Source organism: Geothrix rubra (assembly GCF_030268065.1).
GTDB lineage: Bacteria > Acidobacteriota > Holophagae > Holophagales > Holophagaceae > Geothrix > Geothrix rubra.
Genome location: NZ_BSDD01000004.1, coordinates 78445 through 99427 on the forward strand (window position 1 = coordinate 78445; position 20983 = coordinate 99427).

Annotated in this window: 17 protein-coding genes; 7 read left to right on the forward strand and 10 right to left on the reverse strand. The window is 71.0% G+C overall.

The genetic code is table 11. The features are described 5' to 3' along the window. Positions 1-38: 38 nt before the first annotated feature. The 4 genes from QSJ33_RS10835 to hflX all read right to left on the reverse strand — a co-directional run bounded on the left by QSJ33_RS10835 (position 39) and on the right by hflX (position 6091). Positions 39-1142: an efflux RND transporter periplasmic adaptor subunit gene (locus tag QSJ33_RS10835; RefSeq protein WP_285725967.1), complete on the reverse strand. Its 1104-nt coding sequence runs from the start codon at positions 1140-1142 to the stop codon at positions 39-41. Beyond that, a complete protein-coding gene (locus QSJ33_RS10840; protein ID WP_285725969.1) occupies positions 1139-4363 on the reverse strand; it encodes an efflux RND transporter permease subunit in 3225 nt (1074 codons plus the stop codon). Before QSJ33_RS10840 ends, QSJ33_RS10835 begins: the two co-directional genes overlap by 4 nt. A gap of 6 nt (positions 4364-4369) precedes the next feature. Beyond that, positions 4370-4795, reverse strand: a complete 426-nt coding sequence (locus QSJ33_RS10845) for a MarR family winged helix-turn-helix transcriptional regulator (protein ID WP_285725971.1) — start codon at positions 4793-4795, stop codon at positions 4370-4372. 102 nt (positions 4796-4897) lie between these two features. Continuing rightward, positions 4898-6091 carry a GTPase HflX gene (gene hflX, locus QSJ33_RS10850; protein ID WP_285725973.1) on the reverse strand — a complete coding sequence of 398 codons (1194 nt, stop codon included), beginning with the start codon at positions 6089-6091 and terminating at the stop codon, positions 4898-4900. A gap of 81 nt (positions 6092-6172) precedes the next feature. Here hflX and QSJ33_RS10855 point away from each other — a divergent pair, with 81 nt between their 5' ends. Genes QSJ33_RS10855 through QSJ33_RS10865 form a run of 3 tightly spaced genes read left to right on the forward strand, consistent with a single transcriptional unit; the run spans position 6173 to position 9384 of the window. Further along, positions 6173-7480: a response regulator gene (locus QSJ33_RS10855; protein ID WP_285725975.1), complete on the forward strand. Its 1308-nt coding sequence runs from the start codon at positions 6173-6175 to the stop codon at positions 7478-7480. Positions 7481-7510: 30 nt separating this feature from the next. Continuing rightward, the gene (locus tag QSJ33_RS10860; protein WP_285725977.1) at positions 7511-8737 is read left to right on the forward strand and encodes an ABC transporter permease; all 1227 of its coding nucleotides are present in this window, start codon (positions 7511-7513) and stop codon (positions 8735-8737) included. After that, on the forward strand, positions 8734-9384 hold the full coding sequence (locus tag QSJ33_RS10865) for an ABC transporter ATP-binding protein (RefSeq protein WP_285725978.1): 651 nt from the start codon (positions 8734-8736) through the stop codon (positions 9382-9384). Before QSJ33_RS10860 ends, QSJ33_RS10865 begins: the two co-directional genes overlap by 4 nt. On the opposite strand, the gene QSJ33_RS10870 is transcribed toward QSJ33_RS10865, so the two are convergent. The 6 genes from QSJ33_RS10870 to ruvX form a co-directional block, all read right to left on the reverse strand. Then, entirely contained in the window at positions 9381-12023 is a 2643-nt protein-coding gene (locus tag QSJ33_RS10870) for a response regulator (protein WP_285725980.1), read from the reverse strand. The two genes, QSJ33_RS10865 and QSJ33_RS10870, sit on opposite strands and share 4 nt — an antisense overlap. Then, positions 12020-12469 (reverse strand): response regulator, encoded by a 450-nt coding sequence (locus QSJ33_RS10875; RefSeq protein ID WP_285725982.1) that lies wholly within the window; start codon positions 12467-12469, stop codon positions 12020-12022. Before QSJ33_RS10875 ends, QSJ33_RS10870 begins: the two co-directional genes overlap by 4 nt. Beyond that, the gene (locus QSJ33_RS10880) at positions 12466-14778 is read right to left on the reverse strand and encodes a PAS domain-containing sensor histidine kinase (RefSeq protein WP_285725984.1); all 2313 of its coding nucleotides are present in this window, start codon (positions 14776-14778) and stop codon (positions 12466-12468) included. Before QSJ33_RS10880 ends, QSJ33_RS10875 begins: the two co-directional genes overlap by 4 nt. A gap of 200 nt (positions 14779-14978) precedes the next feature. Next, entirely contained in the window at positions 14979-15860 is an 882-nt protein-coding gene (locus QSJ33_RS10885) for an NAD(P)-dependent oxidoreductase (protein WP_285725986.1), read from the reverse strand. A 58-nt stretch (positions 15861-15918) separates the two neighbouring features. Continuing rightward, positions 15919-16497 carry a YceI family protein gene (locus QSJ33_RS10890; protein WP_285725987.1) on the reverse strand — a complete coding sequence of 193 codons (579 nt, stop codon included), beginning with the start codon at positions 16495-16497 and terminating at the stop codon, positions 15919-15921. A gap of 55 nt (positions 16498-16552) precedes the next feature. Further along, the gene (ruvX, locus tag QSJ33_RS10895; RefSeq protein WP_285725988.1) at positions 16553-16990 is read right to left on the reverse strand and encodes a Holliday junction resolvase RuvX; all 438 of its coding nucleotides are present in this window, start codon (positions 16988-16990) and stop codon (positions 16553-16555) included. A 37-nt stretch (positions 16991-17027) separates the two neighbouring features. On the opposite strand from ruvX, the gene QSJ33_RS10900 reads away from it, so the two are divergent. The 4 genes from QSJ33_RS10900 (at position 17028) to QSJ33_RS10915 (ending at position 20906) form a co-directional block, all read left to right on the forward strand. Continuing rightward, positions 17028-18617, forward strand: a complete 1590-nt coding sequence (locus QSJ33_RS10900) for a GMC oxidoreductase (protein WP_285725990.1) — start codon at positions 17028-17030, stop codon at positions 18615-18617. Positions 18618-18619: 2 nt separating this feature from the next. Then, positions 18620-19126: a methylated-DNA--[protein]-cysteine S-methyltransferase gene (locus tag QSJ33_RS10905; protein ID WP_285725992.1), complete on the forward strand. Its 507-nt coding sequence runs from the start codon at positions 18620-18622 to the stop codon at positions 19124-19126. Further along, positions 19104-20021: a UDP-N-acetylmuramate dehydrogenase gene (gene murB, locus QSJ33_RS10910; RefSeq protein ID WP_285725994.1), complete on the forward strand. Its 918-nt coding sequence runs from the start codon at positions 19104-19106 to the stop codon at positions 20019-20021. The genes QSJ33_RS10905 and murB overlap by 23 nt, the downstream gene beginning before the upstream one ends. Before the next feature lie 90 nt (positions 20022-20111). Then, positions 20112-20906 (forward strand): cell division protein FtsQ/DivIB, encoded by a 795-nt coding sequence (locus QSJ33_RS10915; RefSeq protein ID WP_285725996.1) that lies wholly within the window; start codon positions 20112-20114, stop codon positions 20904-20906. Positions 20907-20983: the final 77 nt, after the last annotated feature.

Below are 20983 nucleotides of genomic sequence, written 5' to 3' on the forward strand. Positions count from 1 at the left end.
AGCATAGTGGATCGGAGGCCGGGGGGCCCGGTTTCTCCTCAGCTTTCCGAGGGCTGGACCCGGTCGCCGTCCTTCAGGCCGGGCGGGGGGTTCAGCACCACCGTGTCCCCCTCCTTGAGGCCCTGGAGCACGCGCACCGCCTGGTTCTCCGGCTCCCCCACCTGCACGGGCTGGAAGCGCACCCGGCCATCGGCCTGGAGCACGGCCGCGAAGGTCCGCCCCTGGCGGAGGACCAGGGCCTCCTCCGGCATCGCCAGCCGCGCGGGCACCTTCACCTTCAGGGTCACCTGCACGAAGCCCCCGGGCAGGAAGGCACCGTCCCGGTTGTCCAGGTCCGCCTCGGCCAGGAGGGTGCGCGTCCGGGGATCCAGGGCCCCGCTCAGGCGGCTGAGCCGCAGGGTGCGGACGGCATCCGGGCGGTCCGCGGAGCGCACCTCCAGCGCCGTGCCGGCCTTCACGACCGCGGCCGTGGCGGCATCCAGGTAGAAGTCCACCCGCAGCCGGTCCACCTGGGCCAGGGTCACCAGGGGCTGGGCGCTGCTGGTGGCCCCGCCGTTCTGGATGAGGGCGCCGGGATCGGCGAAGCGCTGGGTCACCACGCCGGCGAAGGGCGCGCGGACCACCTCGTAGCCTTTGAGCGTGGCCTGGGAGGCCAGCCTGGCCTCGGCCACATGGGCGTCGGCCACGGCCTGCTCCACGGCCTGGGGGCTCAGCAGCCCGTCCTTGCCCAGGGCCTTCGCCCGGTCGGCGTTCTTCCGCTTGTTGTCCGCGTCGGCCTGCAGGGCCTGGGTGTCCCGGTCCGTCTCCGGGGCCTCCAGCACGGCGATGGTGGCACCCTTCGCCACGGCGCTGCCCTTGTCCACGGGGATCCTCCGCAGGAAGCCGCTCACCTTGGCGTAGAGGGTGGTGCTGGCGTAGGGCAGGGCCTCGCCCTGGACCGTCAGGCCCCGGTCCCCGCCCTGGCGCGTGATCCGGGCCGTGCGGACGGCCGGACCCGCCGCCGCGGCGGCCTGGAGCTGGCGGGCCTCCCGGCGCTCGCCGGACTGCCGCGCCACGAGGAGGGCGCCGACGCCGCCGGCCGCCACCAGGAGGGTGATGAGGCCGCCCCGCTTGAAGGCGGGGGACTCCGGACGCTCGCTCATGCTTCACTCCCTTGCTGCTCTTCCTGGAACCGGCTCTCCAGCAGGTGGGCCGTGGGCGGCTGCTTCCGCAGGAGGCTGTAGAACACGGGGACGATGAACAGGGTGACGAAGGTGGCCATCAGCAGCCCCCCGATCACCGCCCGGCCCAGGGGCGCGTTCTGGCTGCCGGCCTCGCCCAGGGCCAGGGCCATGGGCACCATGCCGATGATCATGGCCAGGGCCGTCATCAGCACGGGCCGCAGGCGCACCTTGCCCGCCTCCAGCGCCGCTTCCAGGGCGCTCAACTCCGGCCGGGCCACGCGGACCTCGTTGGCGAAGCTGACGATGAGGATGGCGTTGGAGGTGGCGATGCCCACGGCCATGATGGCCCCCATCAGGGACTCCACGTTGAAGGTGGTGCCCGTCAGCGCCAGCATCCAGAGGATGCCCGCCAGGGCCCCCGGCACGGCGGTGATGATGATGAAGGGATCCAGCCAGCTCTGGAAGAGCACCACCATGAGCAGGTAGACCAGGGCGATGGCGATGGCCAGGCCGCCGCCCAGGCTGGCGAAGGATTCCGTCATCACCTCGTTCTGCCCCCGGATGCGGATGCGCGTGTTCGGCGGCAGCTCGCCCAGGGCCCGGATGCGGCCCTGGATGGCCTTCACGACGCCGCCCAGGTCGCGGCCGTCCACGTTGGCCATCACGTCCACCACCCGCTGGACCGTGTAGTGGCTGATCTCGCTGGGGGTGCTGATGCGCTGGAGGGTGGCGAAGTTGGCCAGGGTCTCGAACTGGGGCTGGGCCGCGGGGCCGGCGGGGCGGAAGGGCTCGGTCTGCGCCAGGGCCGCGGCCCCAGGCAGGCCGAAGGGCGTGGCCATGAGCTTGGCCGGGGAGTCGGTGCCTTCGAGGGGTGTCTTCACCGCCACCGTGTAGTTCACGCCGTTGGCGGGATTCAGGAAGTACGAGGGCGCCAGCTGCCCGTTGCCGGAGAGCGACACCAGGAGGCCGTTGGCCACGTCGCGCTGGCTGAGGCCCAGGCGGGCGGCCCGCAGGCGGTCCACGTCCACCTTGTAGGCGGGGGCGTCCAGCACCTGCTTCACCCGCACGTCCACGGCGCCGGGGACCGTCTGCAGGGCGGCCTGCAGGCGCTGGGCCAGGTCCGCACTGGCCTGCAGGTTCGGGCCCTCGATCTGCACGTCGATGGGGGCGGCCACGCCGAAGTTCAGCACCTGGCTCACGATGTCCGCGGGCTGGAAGTAGAATCCGGAGCCGGGGAAGGCGCTGGGCAGCACCGCACGGAGCCGCCGCATGTAGGTCTCGGTGGGTCGGTGCTCCGGCGCCAGGGAGATGAAGATGTCCGCGTCCTGGCTCGTCACGTTGTCGCTGGGCATGAAGGCCATGTTGAAGGCGCTGGGCACCCCGATGTTGCTGTTCACGGAGCGCAGCTCCGAGGGCGGGATGACCTGCCGGATCTCGGCCTCCACGCCGGCCACGATGCGTTCCGTCTCCTCCAGCCGCAGCCCCACCGGCGCGCGGACGTGGAGCTTCATGAGGCCCACGTCCACCGTGGGGAAGAAGTCCCGGCCGATGACCAGCAGCAGGCCCGAGCTGACGGCCAGGAAGGCCAGGGCCACCATGAGCACGAAGACGCGGTGGTGCAGCACCTGGTCGAGGGCCCGGCCGTAGGCCGCCTGGAAGCGCCCGAGGGCCTCCTCCCGCCACGCGTTGAAGCGGCCCACCAGGCTCTCCGGCGCGTGGTGGTCGTGCGCCATGAGCATCCGGGCCATGGTGGGCACCAGGGTCCGGGACAGCAGGTACGAGGCCAGCATGGAGAACACCACGGCCATGGCCAGGGGCGTGAAGAGGTACTTCGCCGGTCCCACCAGCAGCACCACGGGGAAGAACACGATGCAGATGGCCAGGGTGGCCACGATGGCCGGCACGGCGATCTGCCGCGCGCCGTCGAGGATGGCCACCGTGAGCGGCTTGCCCATGGCCTGGTTGCGGTGGATGTTCTCCACCTCCACCGTGGCGTCGTCCACCAGCATGCCGATGGCGAGGCTGAGGCCGCCGAGGGTCATGATGTTGAGGGTCTGGCCCGTGAGCTTCAGGCCGATGAGGCCCACCAGGATCGCCAGGGGAATGCTGGTGCAGACGATGAGCATGCTGCGCCAGGAGCCCAGGAACAGCAGGATCATCAGCGACACGAGCAGGGAGGAGACGAGCGCCTCCTTGGCCACGTCCTGGATGGCGGCACGGACGAAGTGGCTCTGGTCGAAGTCGAAGTTCAGCACCATGCCCTTCGGGGCCGCCGCCTGGATGGAGGGCAGCACCTCCTTCGCGGCGTCCACCACGGCGAGGGTGGAGGCGTCGGCCTTCCTCAGGATCGCCAGGTACGTGGCCCGCTTCCCGTTGACCCGCACGATGTTCGTCTGGTCCGAGAAGCCGTCGTAGATCCGCGCCACGTCGCCCAGCAGCACGGGGGCCCCGTTCACCACCTTCACGGGCATCCGCTGGAAGGCTTCGATGACGGAGGGATTGGAGTTCGTGACCACGGGCAGCTCGCGGCTGCCCATCCGCGCCGTGCCGGCGGGGGTGATGATGTTCTCCGAGGAGAGGGCGTTCACCACGTCCGCGGGGCTGAGGCCCCGGGCCGCCAGCTTGGCGGGGTCGATGTCCACGGACACCTGCCGGCCCTTGCCCCCGTAGGGCAGGGGCGTGGAGAGGCCGGGAATGGTGAAGAGCCGGATGCGGATGAAGTTCAGGGCGTAGTCGAAGATCTTCTGCTCGGGCAGCGAGTCGCTGCGGGCCGTGAGCTGCACCACCGGGACGTTGCTGGCGTTGAACTGGATGATGGCCGGGGCCGTCATGCCCGGCGGGAGGATGCGCAGGATGGTCCCGCTCACGGAGGAGATCTGGGCGATGGCGCTGGCGATGTCCGTGCCCGGCTGGAAGTAGACCCGCATGAGGCCCACGCCCTGGATGCTCTGGGACTCGATGCGCTGGATGCCGCTCACGGTCGTGGAGAGCGACCGCTCGCTGATGGTGACGACGCGCCGCTCCATCTCCTCGGGGCTGAGGCCGTTGTACTGCCAGACCACCGCCACCACCGGGATGTCGATGCTGGGGAAGATGTCCACCAGCATGCGCTGGACGGAGAGGGCCCCCATCAGCAGCACGAGCAGGCACATCACGGCCGTGGTGTAGGGGCGCCGGAGCGCGAGTCGGACGATCCACATGGGGGGCTACTCCTCCGTGCCGTCCGGGGACCCGCCCGATTCCGCGTCCATGCGGTCCAGGTTCGCCATCACCACGCCCATAAAGACCCGGATCTGCCGCTTCTCCTCGGGGGTGAACCCCCGCTCGATGCCCTCGCGGATGTAGCGACGGTAGGCCTGCAGCTCCTCCACCAGGGGCTCCGCCGCCGGCTGGAGGCGGAACAGCACCCGGCGCCCATGGGTCGGGTCCGCTTCCGCCCGGATCAACCCCCGGTCCTGGAGGGTCCGCAGGATCCGGCTGGCCGTGGGCTTGTCCATCCAGGTGCACCGGGCCAAATCGCCCTGGCAGCGCCCGCCCTGCTCGGCGATGGCCATGAGCAGCTGGTACTGCTGGGGGGAGATGCGGTGCGGGGCCAGGCGCCGGAAGGCCACCTGCCGCAGGCGGCTCTTCACGGCGGTCACGATGTGGGGGAGACTGGCAGAGGCCCAGCGGTCAGAAAGTTGCATAAGCAACAAATTATCGAATGGGAACGTTTGCGTCCAGTCGAGGTTTTTTCACGACAGGGCGGTCGTCTGCTCCGGCAGTTCCCAGGCCTCCAGCTCCCGGGGCTTCGGCGGGCCGGGGATCAGCTCCTTCAGCCAGGCCCGCAGCTCGTCGAGCCCCTGGCCGGCCAGGGCGCAGGTCTGCACCGCGGCGGGGTGCTTCCGCTTCAGGTCCAGCTTCTGCGGCCGGTGGAGGCGGTCCACCTGGTTGAGGACCAGCAGCCGGGGCTGGGCCTCGTCCCCCTCGGGGGCGCAGCCGATCTCCCGCAGGGTGGCTCCCACCACCTTCAGGTGCTCCTCCAGGTCCGGATGGGCGGCGTCGGCCACCACCAGGAGGGCGTCGGCGGTGCGGACCTCCCCCAGGGTGCTGCGGAAGGCCGCCACGAGCTGGTGGGGCAGCTTGCGGATGAAGCCCACGGTGTCGGCCACCAGGCAGTGGCGGGGTTCCCCGCTGCCCTCCCCCGTCTCCGGGTCGACGTCCTGGCCCAGCCAGGCCTTGCGGGTGGTGGTGTCGAGGGTGGCGAAGAGCAGGTCCCGGGGCTCGCCCTCGCCCGTGAGGGCCTTCAGGAGGGAGGTCTTCCCGGCGTTGGTGTAGCCCACCAGGGCCACCCGGGGCAGGCCCCTGGGCCGGCCCTGGCGCTGGGTCTCCCGCACCTGCTCCAGGTGGGTGAGTTCCCGCTTGAGCTGGCTGATGCGGGTGCGGATCATGCGGCGGTCCACCTCGATCTGGGTCTCGCCGGGCCCCCCGCGGAGGCCCACGCCGCCGCCCTGGCGCTCCAGGTGGGTCCAGGCCCCCTTCAACCGGGGCAGCTCGTATTCGCAGCGGGCCAGTTCCACCTGGGCCTTGGCCTCCCGGGTCTGGGCCCGCTGCTCGAAGATGCCGAGGATGAGGCCCGTCCGGTCCAGGCAGCGCAGGTTCGTCACCTTCTCGATGGCGTTGACCTGGCTGCCGCTCAGCTCGTCGTCGCAGACGAGGAGGCGCACCTCCTGCCGCGAGGCCTCCTCCGCGACCGCCTCGAGCTGGCCGGAACCGTAGAAGGTCCGGGGAGCCACCGCGTGGCGCTTCAGGCGCCGCTGTCCCGCCACCTCGAAGCCCGAGCTGCGTGCCAGCTCCCCCAGTTCCAGGAGGTGGTCCTCGATGCGCTCCTCCCGGTCCTCGGGCCCCTGGCGGGCGATGAGCAGGCAACGGAGGGGGGCATCGGTCATGAGGCAAAGCTGCCCGTTCGGCCGCCAAGAATCAAGTGCTTGACCACCCGGACGATGGGAAGAAACAGGAGTCCGGATCGGATGGCCATCTTCGGGCAGAAAAAGCAGCGGCAAGGCTCGGACCTGGTCCTGGCCTACCTTGAGGAGGCCCAGCGGGTCCGGACCGCCCTGACCCTCCTGGGTCCCAAGGGCCGGGAGGTCCAGGCCACCCTGTCTCTGGTGGCCGACGACCGGGTCGCCCTGTCCCTCCAGGGGCCCCTGCTCGCGGACAAGGGCGCCGAGGTCTGCCTCCTGTTCGTCCTGGATGGCCTGCGCATCCAGGCCCCCACCACCCTCCTGGAGATGAAGCCGGGCTCGGCGACCGTGGAGATTCCCGAGCGCCTCGCCCTGGCGGAGCGCCGGAAGAGGCCCCGCGCCCGCCTGAACGCCCGGGAGGGGGCCACGGCCACGGCCCTGACGGGCCTCTTCGATGGCATCGGGGTGTCCGGCCCCATCGAGAACGTCTCCGAGGGGGGCCTGCGGATCCGCGTGGAGCGGGCCATGGACGTGAAGACCCAACGCAAGATGCACCTGGGACCGAGCCTCTTCTCCGTGGGGCAGGCCCTCATGCTGGTGAAGCTCTCCAAGCTGCCCAAGTGCCCGCCCCTGGAGCTCTCGGGCACCGTCGCCTACCTGGAGGCCGACAGCGGCGGACTCTGCATCGGCATCGCCTTCGAGGCCGGCAAGGAAGCCCTGCTGGCCCCCATCCGGTCCCTGGTGGCCTCCCGGGCCACGGCCATCCCCACCTCGGTCCCCCCGAAGGCGCGCCGCTCCCAGGAGGAGGCCTCCCCGGACTCCGAGGGCGGCCACCCCGCGCTGGCGGCGCCCCGGAGCGCCCCCCGGCACGAGCCGGAAGCCCCCGCGCCTCCGGCTCCGGCCCTGGCCGCCGAGCCCCCACCGCCCCCGCCCGCGGCCGAGCCTGCCCCCGAGGCCCCGGACCGGAGCCTGGCCCTGCTGCGGGTCAAGAAACGGGCCCGGGGCATCCTCCTGGCCATGCCCGAGGGCCCCGACCGGGACCGCCTCGCGGCCTTCCTCGCCGAGGAGGGCTATGGCCGGGTGCTGCTGGCCGCCACCCTCACCGAGCTGCTGGAGGCCCTGGAAGGCCCCGGCGGCGCCCACCTCGTCCTCGTGGACGGCGGCGTGGCCGAGCTGAAGGGCCTGGAGCTGGCCTCCCTCCTCCAGCATCGCCCCGGGGAGGACCACCCCCCCGTGATCCTGGCCGAGGCCATCGTGGACACCGACCTCGTGCTGGGCGCCCAGGAGACGGGCGTCGCCCAGATCCTGGTCAAGCCCTACGAGCCCGACGCGGATCTGGCGCGGATGATCGAGGCGCACCTGGGGCTGGCGTAGGTGGACGGCCGGACCGGCTACCCTGGTCCCATGGCCCTGTTCGAACGCACCGTCGCCGAGCGCTACCTGAAGACCCACCGGAAGGGGGCCTTCGTCCGCATCATGGTGCGCTTCGCCCGCGGCGGCACGGCCCTGGGCGTCTTCGCCATGGTGGTGACCCTGGCGGTGATGAACGGCTTCCGGGAGGAGATCCAGGCCACGCTGTTCAGCGCGACGGCCCACTTCACGGTCTTCCACATCTCCGGCGACATCCCGGACACGGAGGCCACCCTCAAGACCATCCGCGCCGTGCCCGGCGTGAAGGCCGCCTCCCCCATCCGCATCGAGAAGGGCCTCCTGCGCCTGCCGGGAACCAGCGCCCCGCCGGAGCCCGTGGTCGTGAAGGCCGTGGATCCCGCCACCGCCCACAGCACCTCCAGCATCTTCGACTCGGTGAAACCGGGCCGCGTGGAGGGACTGAAGGACGGCGAAGTCCTCCTCGGGAAGGAACTGGCCCAGAAGCTGGGGGTCCGCCTGGGGGACACCGTGGCCGTGGCCTTCTTCCGCCTGGAGCTGGGCCTGGGCGGCCAGCAGCCCAAGCTCGCGGCCTTCCGCATGGCCGGCACCTTCCAGAGCCACTCCTCCGAGTACGACAAGGGCTGGGCCATCATCACCCTGGCGGATGGCGCCCGCATCGCCCGGACCGAGAACCAGGCGGAGATGATCGAGGTCCGCGCCCGCAGCATCGACGCCATCGGCGAGGTGAAGTCCCGGGTCCTGGAGACCCTGGGTCCCGCCTACCTGGCCACGGACCTGCGGGAGACCAACAAGCCCCTCTTCGCGGCGCTCACCGTGGAGAAGTGGGCCTTCGCGGCCGTGTTCGGCCTCATCGTGCTGGTGGCCGCCTTCAACGTGGTGGCCTCCCTGGTGCTGCTGGTGACGGAGAAGCGCCGCGACCTGGGCGTGCTGCTGGCCCTGGGCGCCACGCCCCGGCAGATCCAGCGGCTCTTCGAGCTGCAGGGCCTCCGCATCGGCGCCGTGGGCACCCTCTGGGGCCTCTGCACCAGCGTGCCCCTCTGCCTGGCGGCGGACCACTGGAAGCTCATCAAGCTGCCCGCCGCGGTCTACGACTTCATCACCTACATGCCCTTCCGCCTGAAGGTGTCCGACGTGGTGCTGGTGGCGGTCTTCCCCCTCCTCGTGTCCTGGCTCGCCGCCCGCTACCCCGCCAAGAAGGCCGCGGCCCTGGACCCCGTCGACGCCCTGAGGTCGGAATGATCGGCCAGCCCCTCTCCATTGCCGGCCTGCACAAGACCTACCCCGGCAACGCCCACCCCGTGTTCGACGGCTTCCAGCTCGAGGTGGCCGCCGGCAGCCTCTGCGCCGTGGTGGGGGTCTCCGGCGTGGGCAAGACCACCCTCCTGAACTGCATCGCGGGGCTGGACCACTGGGAAGCCGGCGCCATCCGCGTGGACGGCGGTCCGGTGCCCGAGGGCGCCGAGGCCCGGGCCCTCTACCGCCGGCGCAGCGTGGGCCTGGCCTTCCAGCAGCCCCACCTCCTGCCCGAATTCACCGTGCGCGAGAACCTCCGCATGCCCCTCCTCATCGATGACACCCTGGGTCCGGAGGCCGAAGCCTGGATCGGACAGCTGCTGTCCACCGTCGGCCTGGGCGGCCTCGGCGACCGCCTGCCCGGCCAGCTTTCCGGCGGCGAGGCCGCCCGGGCGGGCCTGGCCCGCGCCCTGGTGCGGAAGCCGGCCCTCTGGCTGCTGGACGAGCCCACGGGCAACCTCGACCCCGCCACGGCGGAGGAGGTCTTCGGCTTCCTCCTGAGGCTCCACGCCGAGCTGCGGCCCACCACCCTGCTCGTGACGCACAACCCCGACCTCGCCGCCCGCTGCGAGCGGATCGTGCGGCTGGGCTAACCCATCTGCCCCAGCTTCACCCGCAGGTCCATGAGGCTGAAGGGCTTCATGATCAGGTCCACCCGCTCGAACTGGTCGAAGATCCGCCCGCTCCGCTCGTCCCGATAGCCTGTGGCAAGGAGGACCGGCAGGTCGGGCTTCAGCAGCCGGAGGCGCTCGAGCGTCTCCTCCCCATCCATGCCGGGCATGCTGAGGTCCAGGATCACAAGGTCCGGTTCGTAGCCGGACTGGAGGAGCTGGAGAGCGGGAAGGCCGCCCATTACGGCCGCCACCTCGTGCCCGAGGGACTCGAGCATCTCCGGCACCGTGTTCCGGATGAGGTCGTCGTCGTCCACGAGGAGGATCCGGAATCTCCGCCCAGTCCTGGCGCGGGAGGGTTCCTCCTCGATGGCCGGAGGTGGCCCCTCGGACAGCTCCGGGAAGGAAAGGGTGATCCCGGTGCCCTCGCCGGGCGCGCTGCGGATCTCCACCCGCCCGCCGTGGGATTTCATGACGCCATACACCAGGGCCAACCCCAGGCCCGTCCCCTTCCCGATGGGCTTGGTGGTGAAGAAGGGTTCCATGGCCCGCTGGGCCACCTCGGGGGGCATCCCTTCACCCGTATCCTCCACCAGAAGCTCCACGGTGCCGCCTGGTCCGCGCCGGGTGGCGAGGGTGAGCCGGCCGCCACCCGGCATGGCATCCAGGGCGTTGACGCAGAGATTCATCAGCGCGTTGGAGATGGCGCTCGGATCCCCCATCACGTTCGGGAGACCCTCCGCCAGCGCCAGCTCCACCGCCACCTTCTGGAGGGTCGTCCGATGGAGGAGGGCCGCATCCTTGCGCACCACCTCGTTGAGGTCCATGGGCTGGGGCTCGAGGATGTCCTTGCGGGCGAAATTGGTGAGTCCCTTGACCAGGTCCCGGCCCCGTCCCGCGGCATGGAGCAGGGTGTCCATGGCCTTCGCGATGCCGGGGACCTCCTGGTGGGTCTCGCGGAGCATGGACCCCAACGCCATGATGGCCGCCAGGACGTTGTTCATGTCGTGGGAGATGCCGCCAGCGAGGGCGCCCAGGGATTCGAGTTTCTGGGCGTGCGCCACCTCGGCCTCAAGCCGCCGATGTTCCTCTTCGGCCCTGCGCCGGGCGGTCTGATCCTGGACCAGGTTCACCAGGATCGACTCACCGCCCAGCTGGACCAGCTCCGTGGACCAGATCACCGAAGCCGTGTCCACCGAACCGCTTTGGAGCTCGACATCCATGGCCGGAACCCGGCCCGTCTCCCGGATCAGGCGGAGCGTATCCTGGCGTTGCTCCGGGCGGACCCACAGACCCAGCTCGAGGGTAGACCGGCCGAGCACCTCCTCCAGGGAGCGGCCGATGAGCCCCAGAAAGGCCGGATTGGCATCGATGATTCCCCCGTCTGCCAGGTTGCTGAGCATGATCCCCACGGGCGACGCCTTGAAGACCGCCAGGAACCGGGCCTCGCTGGCCTGAAGAGCCTGTTCGGCCAGTTTCCGGTCGCTGATATCTTCGAGCATTACGACGAATTCGCCGGTGACAGGGCAGTAGGCCGAGACCGACAACCAGCGACCGAGGGGGGGCACAAAGGTCTCGAACTTGGTCGGAAGCCCGCTTTCCGCCACCCTCCGGAGGGAGGCCACGACGTCGGGGGCATCCGTGGGGAGCGAAGGCAGCACCTCACTCATCCGGCGCCCGGTAACGTCCCCGAGCCCGGTGATCCGGCCGTAGGTGGGGTTCACCGCCAGGTACTCCCAGTCGGGTGCCCGACCTTCCTCGAGGATCAGGCGGCAGTGGGCGAAGGCTTCGGACATACCCTCGAAGAGCCGCCGGTAGCGCAGCTCGCTGGCCTGGAGCGCTCGTTCGGTCGCCTTGAGCGGCGTGATGTCGGAGACCATGCCCAGCATGTACAGCTCGCCGCCCAGCTGGATCCGCTCCCCGGAGAGGAGGAAGTCCCGCAGGCTTCCGTCGGGCTTCCGGTTCTGGAACTGGAAGTTCTGGATGCGGCCGTCCCGTTGCACCCGCTGGATCATCCGGGCCCGGTCCTCCGGGTGCTCGAAGAGGCCCAGCCCGACGGTGGTCTGGCCGATCACCGCCTCCCGTGGGCGCCCGACGATTTCCAGGAAGGCCTCGTTCACCTCGGCCAGCTTCCCGTCGGCCATCCGGCTCAGGCCGATGGCCAGGGGGCTCGACCGGAAGATGGTGGCGAACCGGGCCTCGCTCTCCTGGAGGGCGGCCTCGGCGGATCGCTGGGCCTTCCGCACCCGGGCCGTCTCCAGGCTGTGCCGCAGGGCTCCCGCCAGGCGGGTGGGCCGGTCCTTCAGGACATAATCCGAGAGTCCCCGGTGGAGGAGCTCTATGGCCTCCTCTTCGCCGATGCTGCCCGAGACGAGGAGCACGGGCAGGTCCGGCGCTTCGTTCCGAATGAGGCCGAGTATCGTCCGGAAGTCCATCCCAGGCACGTTGTAGTCGGAGAGGATCGCGTCCCACCCCCGGTCCTCCAGGGCCCGCGAGAGCTCGGCATAGCTCTGGACCCGGTGAAACAGGGCTTCCACTTCATGCTGCTTCAAGCTCCGCTGCACGAGCAGGAAGTCGGCCTCGGAGTCCTCGATGACCAGGAGCCGCAGGGGGTCCGTCACGGCTGGCCTCCGTCCAGGGGGGATTCATTCACGGCCATCCAATACACGCCCAGCCGGGCCACGGTTTCCGCGAACTCGGCGAAGTCCACGGGCTTCCGGACGAAGCTGTTGGCCCCGCCAAGGTAGCTGCGCAGCCGGTCCTGGTCCTCGTCCGAGGAGGTGAGGATGACGATGGGCAGGAGGCGGGTCCGTTCGTCGGACCGGAGCCTGGCCAGCACCTCCAACCCGCCCACCCGGGGCAGCCCCAGGTCCAGCATCACCACCGCCGGAAGGGGTCCGGCAGGCACGCCTCCGAACGCCCCTTCCCGGAAAAGGAAGTCTAGGGCCTGCTGGCCGTCCCGCACCACGGTCACCGCATTGGCCAGGTTCACCTTCCGCAGGGACCGGAGGGTGAGCAACTCATCCTGCGCATTGTCCTCGACCAGCAGGATGCCTCGACGGTTCATGGGCGTGTCTCCTCGAGCGAGGGTGGGAGGCTGAAACAGAAGGCGGCTCCGTGGCCGGGTTCCGCCTGGGCGGCGATCCGTCCCCCGTGGCGGTGGATGATCCGCTGGACCGTGGCCAGGCCGATGCCGAGGCCCGGGAACTCGTCCTGCCGGTGCAGCCGCTGGAACGGCTGGAAGAGCTTGGCCGCATGGGCCATGTCGAAGCCCGCGCCGTTGTCGGAGACCCGGAAGCAGGGCTGCCCATCCAGCTCGGCCGCCTCGACGGCGATGACGGGATCCGGCTGCCCCCCGGTGTACTTCCAGGCGTTTCCCACCAGGTTGGCCATCACGATCCGGAGCATGCGGGCGTCGCCGCTGGCACGGAGGCCCGGCTGGAGCCGCCACCGGACCCCGCGGCCCGGCTCCTGCCGCTCGAGCTGCTGGCGGACCTCCTCCGCCAGGAACGTCAGGTCTACCGGCTCCCGCTTCAAATCGCCACGGGTCGTCCTCGACAGCGCCAACAGGCCGTCGATGAGCTCCCCCATGTGATGGCTGCCCGCCATGATCTGGCCAAGGTAGCCCCTGGCCTCCTCGGGCAAGGCCGCGCCGAAATCCTCCTCCAGGGCCTGGCTGAAGCCGCTCATGGCCCGCAGGGGGGCCCGCAGGTCGTGGGAGACCGCATAGGCGAAGGCCTCCAGCTCCTCGTTCGCCGCCTGCAGCTCGGCGGTCCGCGCCTCCACCCGGTGCTCCAGGTCGGCGTTCAGCCGCTGGATCTCCTCCCGGGCCCGCTTCTGCTCGGTGATGTCGACGAGGGTGGACAAGATGTGGGGTTCCCCCCGGAACGTCAGCACCTGGGCGGCCAACCGGGCCACGTAGGGCTCGCCACGCTTCCGCAGGAAGGTCTGCTCCCAGTCCCGGATCACGCCTTGCCGCGTCAGCTCCTGGACGAAGCGGCGTGAGGCCTCGGGGCTGGGCCAGATCCTCATCTCGCGAGCGGAGTGTCCGACGGCCTCCTCTCGGCAGTAGCCGCTGAGGGATTCCCAGGTCGCATTCACGTCCAGGATCACCCCGTCCGCCAGGCGGGTGAGCGCGATGGCAGCAGGATTCTGCGTGAAGGCCATGGCGAAGAGGCGCTCCGAGATGAGAAGGGCCGCCTCGCTCTCCCGGAGGGCGTGCAGGGCCTGGACCCGCGCCGTGATGTCCTCGGTGAAGATGACGAGGCCTCCCACCACGCCCTCGGATTCGTACCAGGGCCGGACTTCCCATCGAAGCCACTGGGCCGAGCCGTCCTGCCGAATGAACTGGTCCTCTTCCTCGATCACCACTTCTCCGGCCAGGCCCCGCCGGTGCACGGCCTTCCAGGCCTCGGTGATCTCCGGGAAGATCTCGTAGTGAGAGCGCCCCAGGACCTCTCGGCCGGCCAACCCGTAGTCGGAGAGCCAGCGTCGGCTCACGGCGAGGTAGCGCATCTCCTGGTCGAACAGGGCAAGTGCCGCCGGGGCGTGCTCGATGAACAGGCGCAGCCGGTCCTCGCTCCCCCGGAGGGCGGCCTCGGAGCGCTTGCGATCCGTGAGGTCCTCGGAGAAGAGCACGATGCCGCCGGATGCACCCCGGGCATCTCGCCAGGGCCGGGCCTCCCAGCGCCGCCAGCGGCGGGTCCCGTCCGCCAGGATGAAGGGGTCCTCTTCCGTGCACACCACTTCGCCCGCGAGGGCCCGGCGGTGGATGGCCCTGGCGGCCGCGGGGAGCTGGGGGAACAGGTCGTACTGGCAGTCGCCGAGGACGTCCCGGCCGGACAGCCCGTAGTCGTTCAGCCAGCGCCGGCTCACGGCGAGGTAGCGCATCTCCCGGTCGAACATGGCGAGCGCCGCGGGGGCATGATCGATGAGCAGCTGCAGGCGGTCCTGGCTCTCGCGCAGGGACAGTTCCAACTGCTTCTGGGCCGTGATGTCCTGGAAGGTGCCCTGAACCCGGACCACCCGTCCGCCCTCGACCACCGGCTGACCCTGGGTGCGAACCCACTTGCGCACGCCCTTCGCGCTCACGAGTTCCAACTCCAGGTCGTAGGCTCGCGCCGCCTCGATGGCCTCCCGCACCGCCTGCTCGATGCGGGGCCGCGATTCCGGCGTGTAGAAGCTCAGGCCGAGGTCCTTCGTGGTGGCCAGCGTGGGATCCAGGTCATGGATGCGGGCGACCTCCTCCGTCCACTCCCCCTCCCCCGTGCGGGGATCGAAGCTCCACCCCCCCACCTTGGCCAGCCGGCTCATGCGGGCCAGCAGGCTGGCCGGGTCGCCTTCGGATTCCCGGGCCCGGGGGCCCTCGCCGCTCACCGCCGATCCCGGCCGGAGGCCCCGCGGGGAGGCCAGGACAGTTCGGGGGGCGTGACGGGTCCGGGAGGAATCACCGCAGGGCTCCTGGTAGGGATTCACCCACCCTTATCGTCGCTTGTTGCGCATGACTCAAGAAGGGCCACAGGCTTTGACCAGTAATATGAAAATAAAGATTGGAATTCACAACATACGCTTGGTGTTTATGCCTCCAGCCCCGCGGCCTCGCGACTCATTCGGGAAAGGGCGGCGAGGTCCTGGTGGCCGTAACCCTTCGCAGTCGCCGCCAGGAGACGATCCCGCAGGAGGCTGCCGATGGGCAGGGGGGCCTGGAAGGCCTCGGCGGCCTGCAGGGCCAGGCTCACGTCCTTGAGGCCCAGGCGCAGGGCGAAGCCAGCGGGCTCGAAGGCACCCCGCACCACGGCGCCCCCGTAGGCCTCCGCCAGGGGCGACTTCAGCAGCGCCGTGTTGAGGACCTTTAGGGTGGTCTCCGGGGCGATGCCGGCCTTCTCCCCGAAGGCGAAGGCCTCGCTCAGGGCCTCCAGCACCGTCACCAGCAGGGTGTTGCCGGCCAGCTTGAGGGCATGGGCCGTGGAGGCCTTCTCCCCCAGGGGGAAGACGCCCTGGCCGAGTGCCGCGAAGACGGGCTGACAGGCGGCCACCTGGGCCTCCGGGCCCGCGGCCAGGATCCAGAGTTGGCCCGCCTCCGCCGCGGGCGGCCGGCCGAAGACGGGCGCGGCCACGTAGCCCTGGCCGGCCGCGGCGTGGGCCGCGGCCAAGCGGTCCGAGGTGGCCACGCCGATCGTGCTCGTGGCCACGTGGATGGCCCCCGCGGCCAGGGTCTCCAGCAGGCCACCGGATCCGAAGGCCAGGGCCTCTTCCGCCGCGTCGTCCGCCAGCATGGTCACCACGAGCTCCGCGCCGGCCACGGCCTCCCGCACGGAACCCGTCACCCGGGCGCCCAGGGCGCCGAAGGGCTCGGCCTTGGCCCGGTCGCGGTTGTACACGGAAACCTCGAAGGCCCCGGCCAGCCGCTTGGCCATCGGGGTACCCATCCGCCCCAGTCCCAGGAATGCCACGCGCATGGTCCCCTCCCGATGAAGCCCCGCCGGTCGGCGGGGCTCCATCGTAGACCGGGGGGCCCTACTTCGCGTCGTGGAAGAAACCCACCAGCATGAGGTTCACCTCCACGGGATCCTTCAGGCTGATCTTGGCGGCCACGCTGTCGGCGCCGATGCCGAAATCGCTCCGCTTGATCCAGAAGCTGGCCTCGTAGGACCAGGTGTCCACCCCGGCACCGTTCTTCCCGAAGGCGGGCTCGAAGGCCAGGGTGAGGTCCCTCTTCACGCCGTGCATCTCCAGGGTGCCCGCCACCATCACCTTGCCGTCCTGGCGCCAGGCCTTCGAGGAGGTGAAGCGGAGGGTGGGGAAGCGCTTCACGTCGAAGAAATCGGCGCTGCGGAGGTGGTTGTCCCGGGTGCCGTTCTGGGTGTCGATGGAGGCCGCGTCGATGGCCACGTCCACCTTCACCGTCCCCAGGGCCTCCGGATCACCCTGGATGGCCACCTGGTAGCGGTCGAAGCGGCCCTCCACCTTGAAGAGCAGGGTGGCGGCCCTGAACCCGATCACCGAGTGCGTCGTGTCGGGCGTGAAGGTTTTGGTGCCCGCGAAGGCGGGCAGGAAGCAGAGCATGGCCAGGGCCAGCAGGAGCAGGCGTCGCATGGATCCTCCAAGTGGGACACTCATGCGATGGCGGCCCCCGCCGGGGCGTGACAGGTCAATCGAGGCGGCCGGCCGGGATGCCCCTGGATCGGCGGAGTTCCAGGAGCTCCCCCAGGATCACGGCCGCGGCGGCGGCATCGAGCAGGCGCTTCCGCGTCTCGGGCTTCACCCCCCGCTCCCTCAGCAACCGCTCCGCCTCCGCGCTGGAGAGGTGCTCGTTCACGAAGCGCAGGGGCAGGCCCGTCCGGGCGGCCAGGGCCTCGCCGAAGGCCCGGGCGGCCGGGGCCGTGGCGCTCTCGGCGCCGTCCTTGTGGCGGGGCAGGCCCAGGCACAGGGCCTGGACGCCCTCCTCCCGGCAGAGCCGCGCCAGCCGGTCCAGGGTGCGGTCCTCCTCCTGGGGCCACACCTCGAAGGGCGAGGCCAGGATCTCCAGCTCGTCCGAGAAGGCGAGGCCGATCTTCTTCGTGCCATGATCGATCCCAAGCCAGCGCATGACCCCAGACTAGCGGCAAGCAGGACAGGAGCCACCGATGGAGTGGGACTACATCATCGTCGGATCCGGCTTCGGCGGGAGCGTGAGCGCCCTGCGCCTGACGGAGAAGGGCTACAAGGTGCTGGTCCTGGAGAAGGGCCGCCGCTTCCGGGCCGGCGACTTCCCCAGGACCAACTGGAACCTGAAGCGCTTCTTCTGGCTCCCCCAGGTGGGCTTCCGCGGCCTCTTCAAGATGACCTTCCTCGGGCACGTCACCGCCCTCTCCGGCGTGGGCGTCGGCGGCGGGTCCCTGGTCTACGCCAACACCCTGCCCGTGCCCAAGGATCCCTTCTTCGCCGCCCCCTCCTGGGCCCACCTCGCCGACTGGAAGGGCGAGCTGGCGCCCCACTACGCCACGGTCCTGCGCATGCTGGGGGCCACGCGCAATCCCAGCCTCACCTACCCGGACGAGGTGCTCCGCGAGGTGGGCAAGGAGATCGGCCGGGGCGACGCCTTCGAGCAGACGGACGTGGCGGTGTACTTCGGAAAGCCCGGCGAGACGGTGCCCGATCCCTTCTTCGGGGGCGAGGGCCCCGCGCGCACCGGCTGCACCCTCTGCGGCGGCTGCATGCTGGGTTGCAACCACGGCGCCAAGAACACCCTGGACCAGAACTACCTCTACCTCGCCGAGCAGCGGGGCCTGCGCATCGAGGCGGACACGGAGGTGACCTGGGTGCGCCCCCACCCCGAGGGCGGCTACGAAGTGGAGGCCCGCCAGGGGACCCATGCGATCCCCGCCCTCAACCGGCGGCGGACCTTCCGCGCCCGGCAGGTCATCTTCGCCGGGGGCGTGCTGGGCACCGTGCCCCTCTTGCTCAAGCTCAAGGCGGACGCCGCGGGGCTGCCGGCCCTCTCGGACCGGGTGGGCGACTTCGTCCGCACCAACTCGGAGGTGCTCCTGGGCGTCGTCACCCAACGGCGGGACCGGGACCTCTCCCAGGGCATCGCCATCGGCTCCATCCTCCACACGGACGAGCACTCCCACCTGGAGCCCGTGCGCTACCCGGCCGGGGCGGGGTTCTTCCGCACCCTCATGCTCCCCCAGGCGCCGGGCGACACCCTGGGGCGGCGCATCCTCAACGCCCTGGGGCTGGTGGCGCGCCACCCCCTCCGGACGCTCCGCACCTACCTGGTCCCGGACTGGGCGAAGTACACGATGATCCTCCTCTACATGCAGACGGTGGACGGGCACATCCGGATGCGGCTGGGGCGGGGCTGGCGCACGGGCTTCCGCCGCGGCGCGGTCACGGAGACGGGGGACGGCCCCCCGGCCAAGGCCTGGACCCCCGAGGCCACGGACCTCGGGCAGCGCGTGGCCCGGCGCCTCGACGGCTACCCCACCAGCCTCCTCACGGAGACCCTCCTGGGCATCCCCACCACGGCCCACATCCTGGGCGGCGCCCCCATGGGCGCTTCGGCCGAGACCGGCGCCATCGACCACCAGCACCGCCTCTTCGGGTACGAGGGCCTCTACGTCATCGACGGGTCGGCCATCTCCGCCAACCCCGGCGTGAACCCTTCGCTCACCATCGCCGCCCTGGCGGAGCGCGCCATGACCTTCATCCCGCCGAAGGCCGCCGTGGCCTGACCATGGCCCCGTCCGGAACCCTAACCTTCGTCACCGCCCTGGGCCGGCTGCGCCTCGACTGGACGGAGGCCGGTGTCCGCGGGCTCCGCTTCACGGACGCCCTGGATCCCCACGAAACCGCCGCGGCCCCCGCCTGGGTGCTGGGGGCCGTGCGGCGGCTCATGGCCCACCTCGCAGGCACCCCGCAGGCGCTCGGCGGCATCCCCGTGGACCTCGCCGGCCTGACCCCCTTCCGCCGACGCGTGGCCGAGGTGCTGCGCGCCACCCGTCCCGGCCAGGTCCTCAGCTACGGCGACGTGGCCCTGCTCGCGGGCCGCCCCGGTGCGGCCCGGGCCGTGGGGCAGGCCGTGAAGGCGAACCCCACCCTCCTCCTCGTGCCCTGCCACCGCGTGGTGGGCGCGAGGGGACCGGGCGGCTGGAGCGCCTTCGGCAGCCCCGGGGTGAAGGCGCGGCTGCTGGCGCTGGAGCGGCCCCATACTGGAGCGGATGACGCGCCCCCTGCCCGATGAGCTGCTGAAGGTCCCCCACCGGCGGGACGTGCCCTTCGCCCGGCTCACCACCCTGGGCGTGGGCGGGCTCTGCCGCTGGCTCTTCGAGCCCACCACGGAGGCCGAGGCCCAGGCCTTCGTCCGCGCCTGCGCCCGGGAGGGGCTCCCCTACCGGGTGCTGGGGGGCGGCTCCAACCTCGTGGTGCTGGATGACATCGAGGCCCCGGTGCTGCGCCTGGCCCTGCCGAGGGAGGTGCGGCGCGAGGGGACGCTGCTCACGGCCCCCGCCAGCCACGGCCACATCGCCCTGGCGGAGGCCGCCGGCCGGGCCGGCCTGTCGGGCCTGGAGTTCGCCAGCGGCATCCCCGGCTCCCTGGGAGGGGCCATCCGCATGAACGCCGGGGCCTACGGCCGGGAGTGGGTGGAGGTGCTGGACCGCTACCGTTTCCTCACCCCGGAGGGCGAGCTGGTGGAGAAAGGGCCGGAACCGGGCGAGTTCCGCTACCGCTGGAGCTTCCTCACGGGCGGCCGGGTCGTGCTGTCCGCCACGGCCCGCCTGGCGGAGGGCGATCCGGCCGCCATCCAGGCCCGGGTGGGGGAGTACCGCCGGAAGCGGGGCACCAGCCAGCCCCTCTCCCGGCGCAACGCCGGCTGCATCTTCAAGAACCCCCCGGGCCAGAGCGCCGGGCGCCTCATCGACCAGGCGGGCCTGAAGGGCCTCCGGGTCGGGGATGCCGAGGTGAGCCCCGAGCACGCCAACTTCCTGGTGAACCACGGCCACGCCACCGCCGGCGAGTTCGCGGAGCTCATGGCGACGGTCCTGGCGAAGGTCCGGGAGGTCCACGGCGTGGACCTGGAACCCGAGGTGGAGGTGTGGCGGGAGGCTCCCCAGACCCCAGACCTCGCGCCCCGGTGACCTGGCGGCCCCGGCCGCCGGGGCGATCGCGAGTGGCGCGCCCGGAGGGCGCCCGATCTAGACTGAAGACTGAAGGCAGAAGACTCCCCCATGTCCATGCTCCCCCGCACCCGCCCCAAGCGGCCCTGGCTCCCCTGGGCCCGGGCGGGGCTCGTCCTGCTCCTGCTGGGGGGGGCCGGCTGGGGCCTCCTGGAGCTGGGGTCTCGCTACCTGGGCCTGCAGAAGCTGACCATCGAACAGGTGACGGTCACGGGCTGCCGGGGGGAGCGGCAGGTGGACATCCAGCGCCTGGCGGAGAAGCTGGTGCTCCACAAGCCCCTCTTCTGGTTCAACGCCGACGAGCTGCGGACCCGCATCGAGTCCATGCGCTGGGTCCGGGCCCTCCAGATCCGCAAGGATCCCCCCGACCGGCTGAGCCTGGTGGTGGATGAGCGCCAGCCCGTGCTCTGGCTGGTGCGGCCCGAGGGAGTGTTCCTGGTCTCCGACGACGGGATGCTCCTCGACCGGGTCAATCCCTCCAACCTAAACCCCATTCCGGTGGTGGTGGATCCCGCCAGCGAGACAGATCATGCCCTGGCCCGCCTCGTGAGCGTGGCGCGGATCCTCCGGGAGAAACAGGCCGGCTTTTATGAGCGGCTCACGGAACTCCGGTGGACCGCGAAGGGGCCTGTGGTCTACATCGAGGGACTTCCGGCCCCCATCTACCTTTCCCGGACCGATGTGACGAAAAACGTGCCCAATTTCCAGGGACTGTTCGTGGATCGCCTGGCCCAGCGGCCCGACTTGGACCGCCTGAGGTACATCGACCTCCGGTGGGATGACGAGGTGGCCGTGGGGGAACCGGAAGATGCCCCGGCGCCCGCCTCGCCCAGGAAGCCGCGCTGAGGGGGGGACCCGCCTCTTTTTTTACGTCCAGGCGGAAGCGATGCTCGAAGGATGGGCGGAACTGGTGTAAACCTAGA

Coding starts and splice junctions, on each gene's coding strand:
- QSJ33_RS10835 (WP_285725967.1), bottom strand. CDS start 1,142: ATGAGCGAGCGTCCGGAGTCCCCCGCCTTCAAGCGGGGCGGCCTCATC.
- QSJ33_RS10840 (WP_285725969.1), bottom strand. CDS start 4,363: ATGTGGATCGTCCGACTCGCGCTCCGGCGCCCCTACACCACGGCCGTG.
- hflX (WP_285725973.1), bottom strand. CDS start 6,091: ATGACCGATGCCCCCCTCCGTTGCCTGCTCATCGCCCGCCAGGGGCCC.
- QSJ33_RS10855 (WP_285725975.1), top strand. CDS start 6,173: ATGGCCATCTTCGGGCAGAAAAAGCAGCGGCAAGGCTCGGACCTGGTC.
- QSJ33_RS10860 (WP_285725977.1), top strand. CDS start 7,511: ATGGCCCTGTTCGAACGCACCGTCGCCGAGCGCTACCTGAAGACCCAC.
- QSJ33_RS10865 (WP_285725978.1), top strand. CDS start 8,734: ATGATCGGCCAGCCCCTCTCCATTGCCGGCCTGCACAAGACCTACCCC.
- QSJ33_RS10875 (WP_285725982.1), bottom strand. CDS start 12,469: ATGAACCGTCGAGGCATCCTGCTGGTCGAGGACAATGCGCAGGATGAG.
- QSJ33_RS10885 (WP_285725986.1), bottom strand. CDS start 15,860: ATGCGCGTGGCATTCCTGGGACTGGGGCGGATGGGTACCCCGATGGCC.
- QSJ33_RS10890 (WP_285725987.1), bottom strand. CDS start 16,497: ATGCGACGCCTGCTCCTGCTGGCCCTGGCCATGCTCTGCTTCCTGCCC.
- ruvX (WP_285725988.1), bottom strand. CDS start 16,990: ATGCGCTGGCTTGGGATCGATCATGGCACGAAGAAGATCGGCCTCGCC.
- QSJ33_RS10900 (WP_285725990.1), top strand. CDS start 17,028: ATGGAGTGGGACTACATCATCGTCGGATCCGGCTTCGGCGGGAGCGTG.
- QSJ33_RS10905 (WP_285725992.1), top strand. CDS start 18,620: ATGGCCCCGTCCGGAACCCTAACCTTCGTCACCGCCCTGGGCCGGCTG.
- murB (WP_285725994.1), top strand. CDS start 19,104: ATGACGCGCCCCCTGCCCGATGAGCTGCTGAAGGTCCCCCACCGGCGG.
- QSJ33_RS10915 (WP_285725996.1), top strand. CDS start 20,112: ATGTCCATGCTCCCCCGCACCCGCCCCAAGCGGCCCTGGCTCCCCTGG.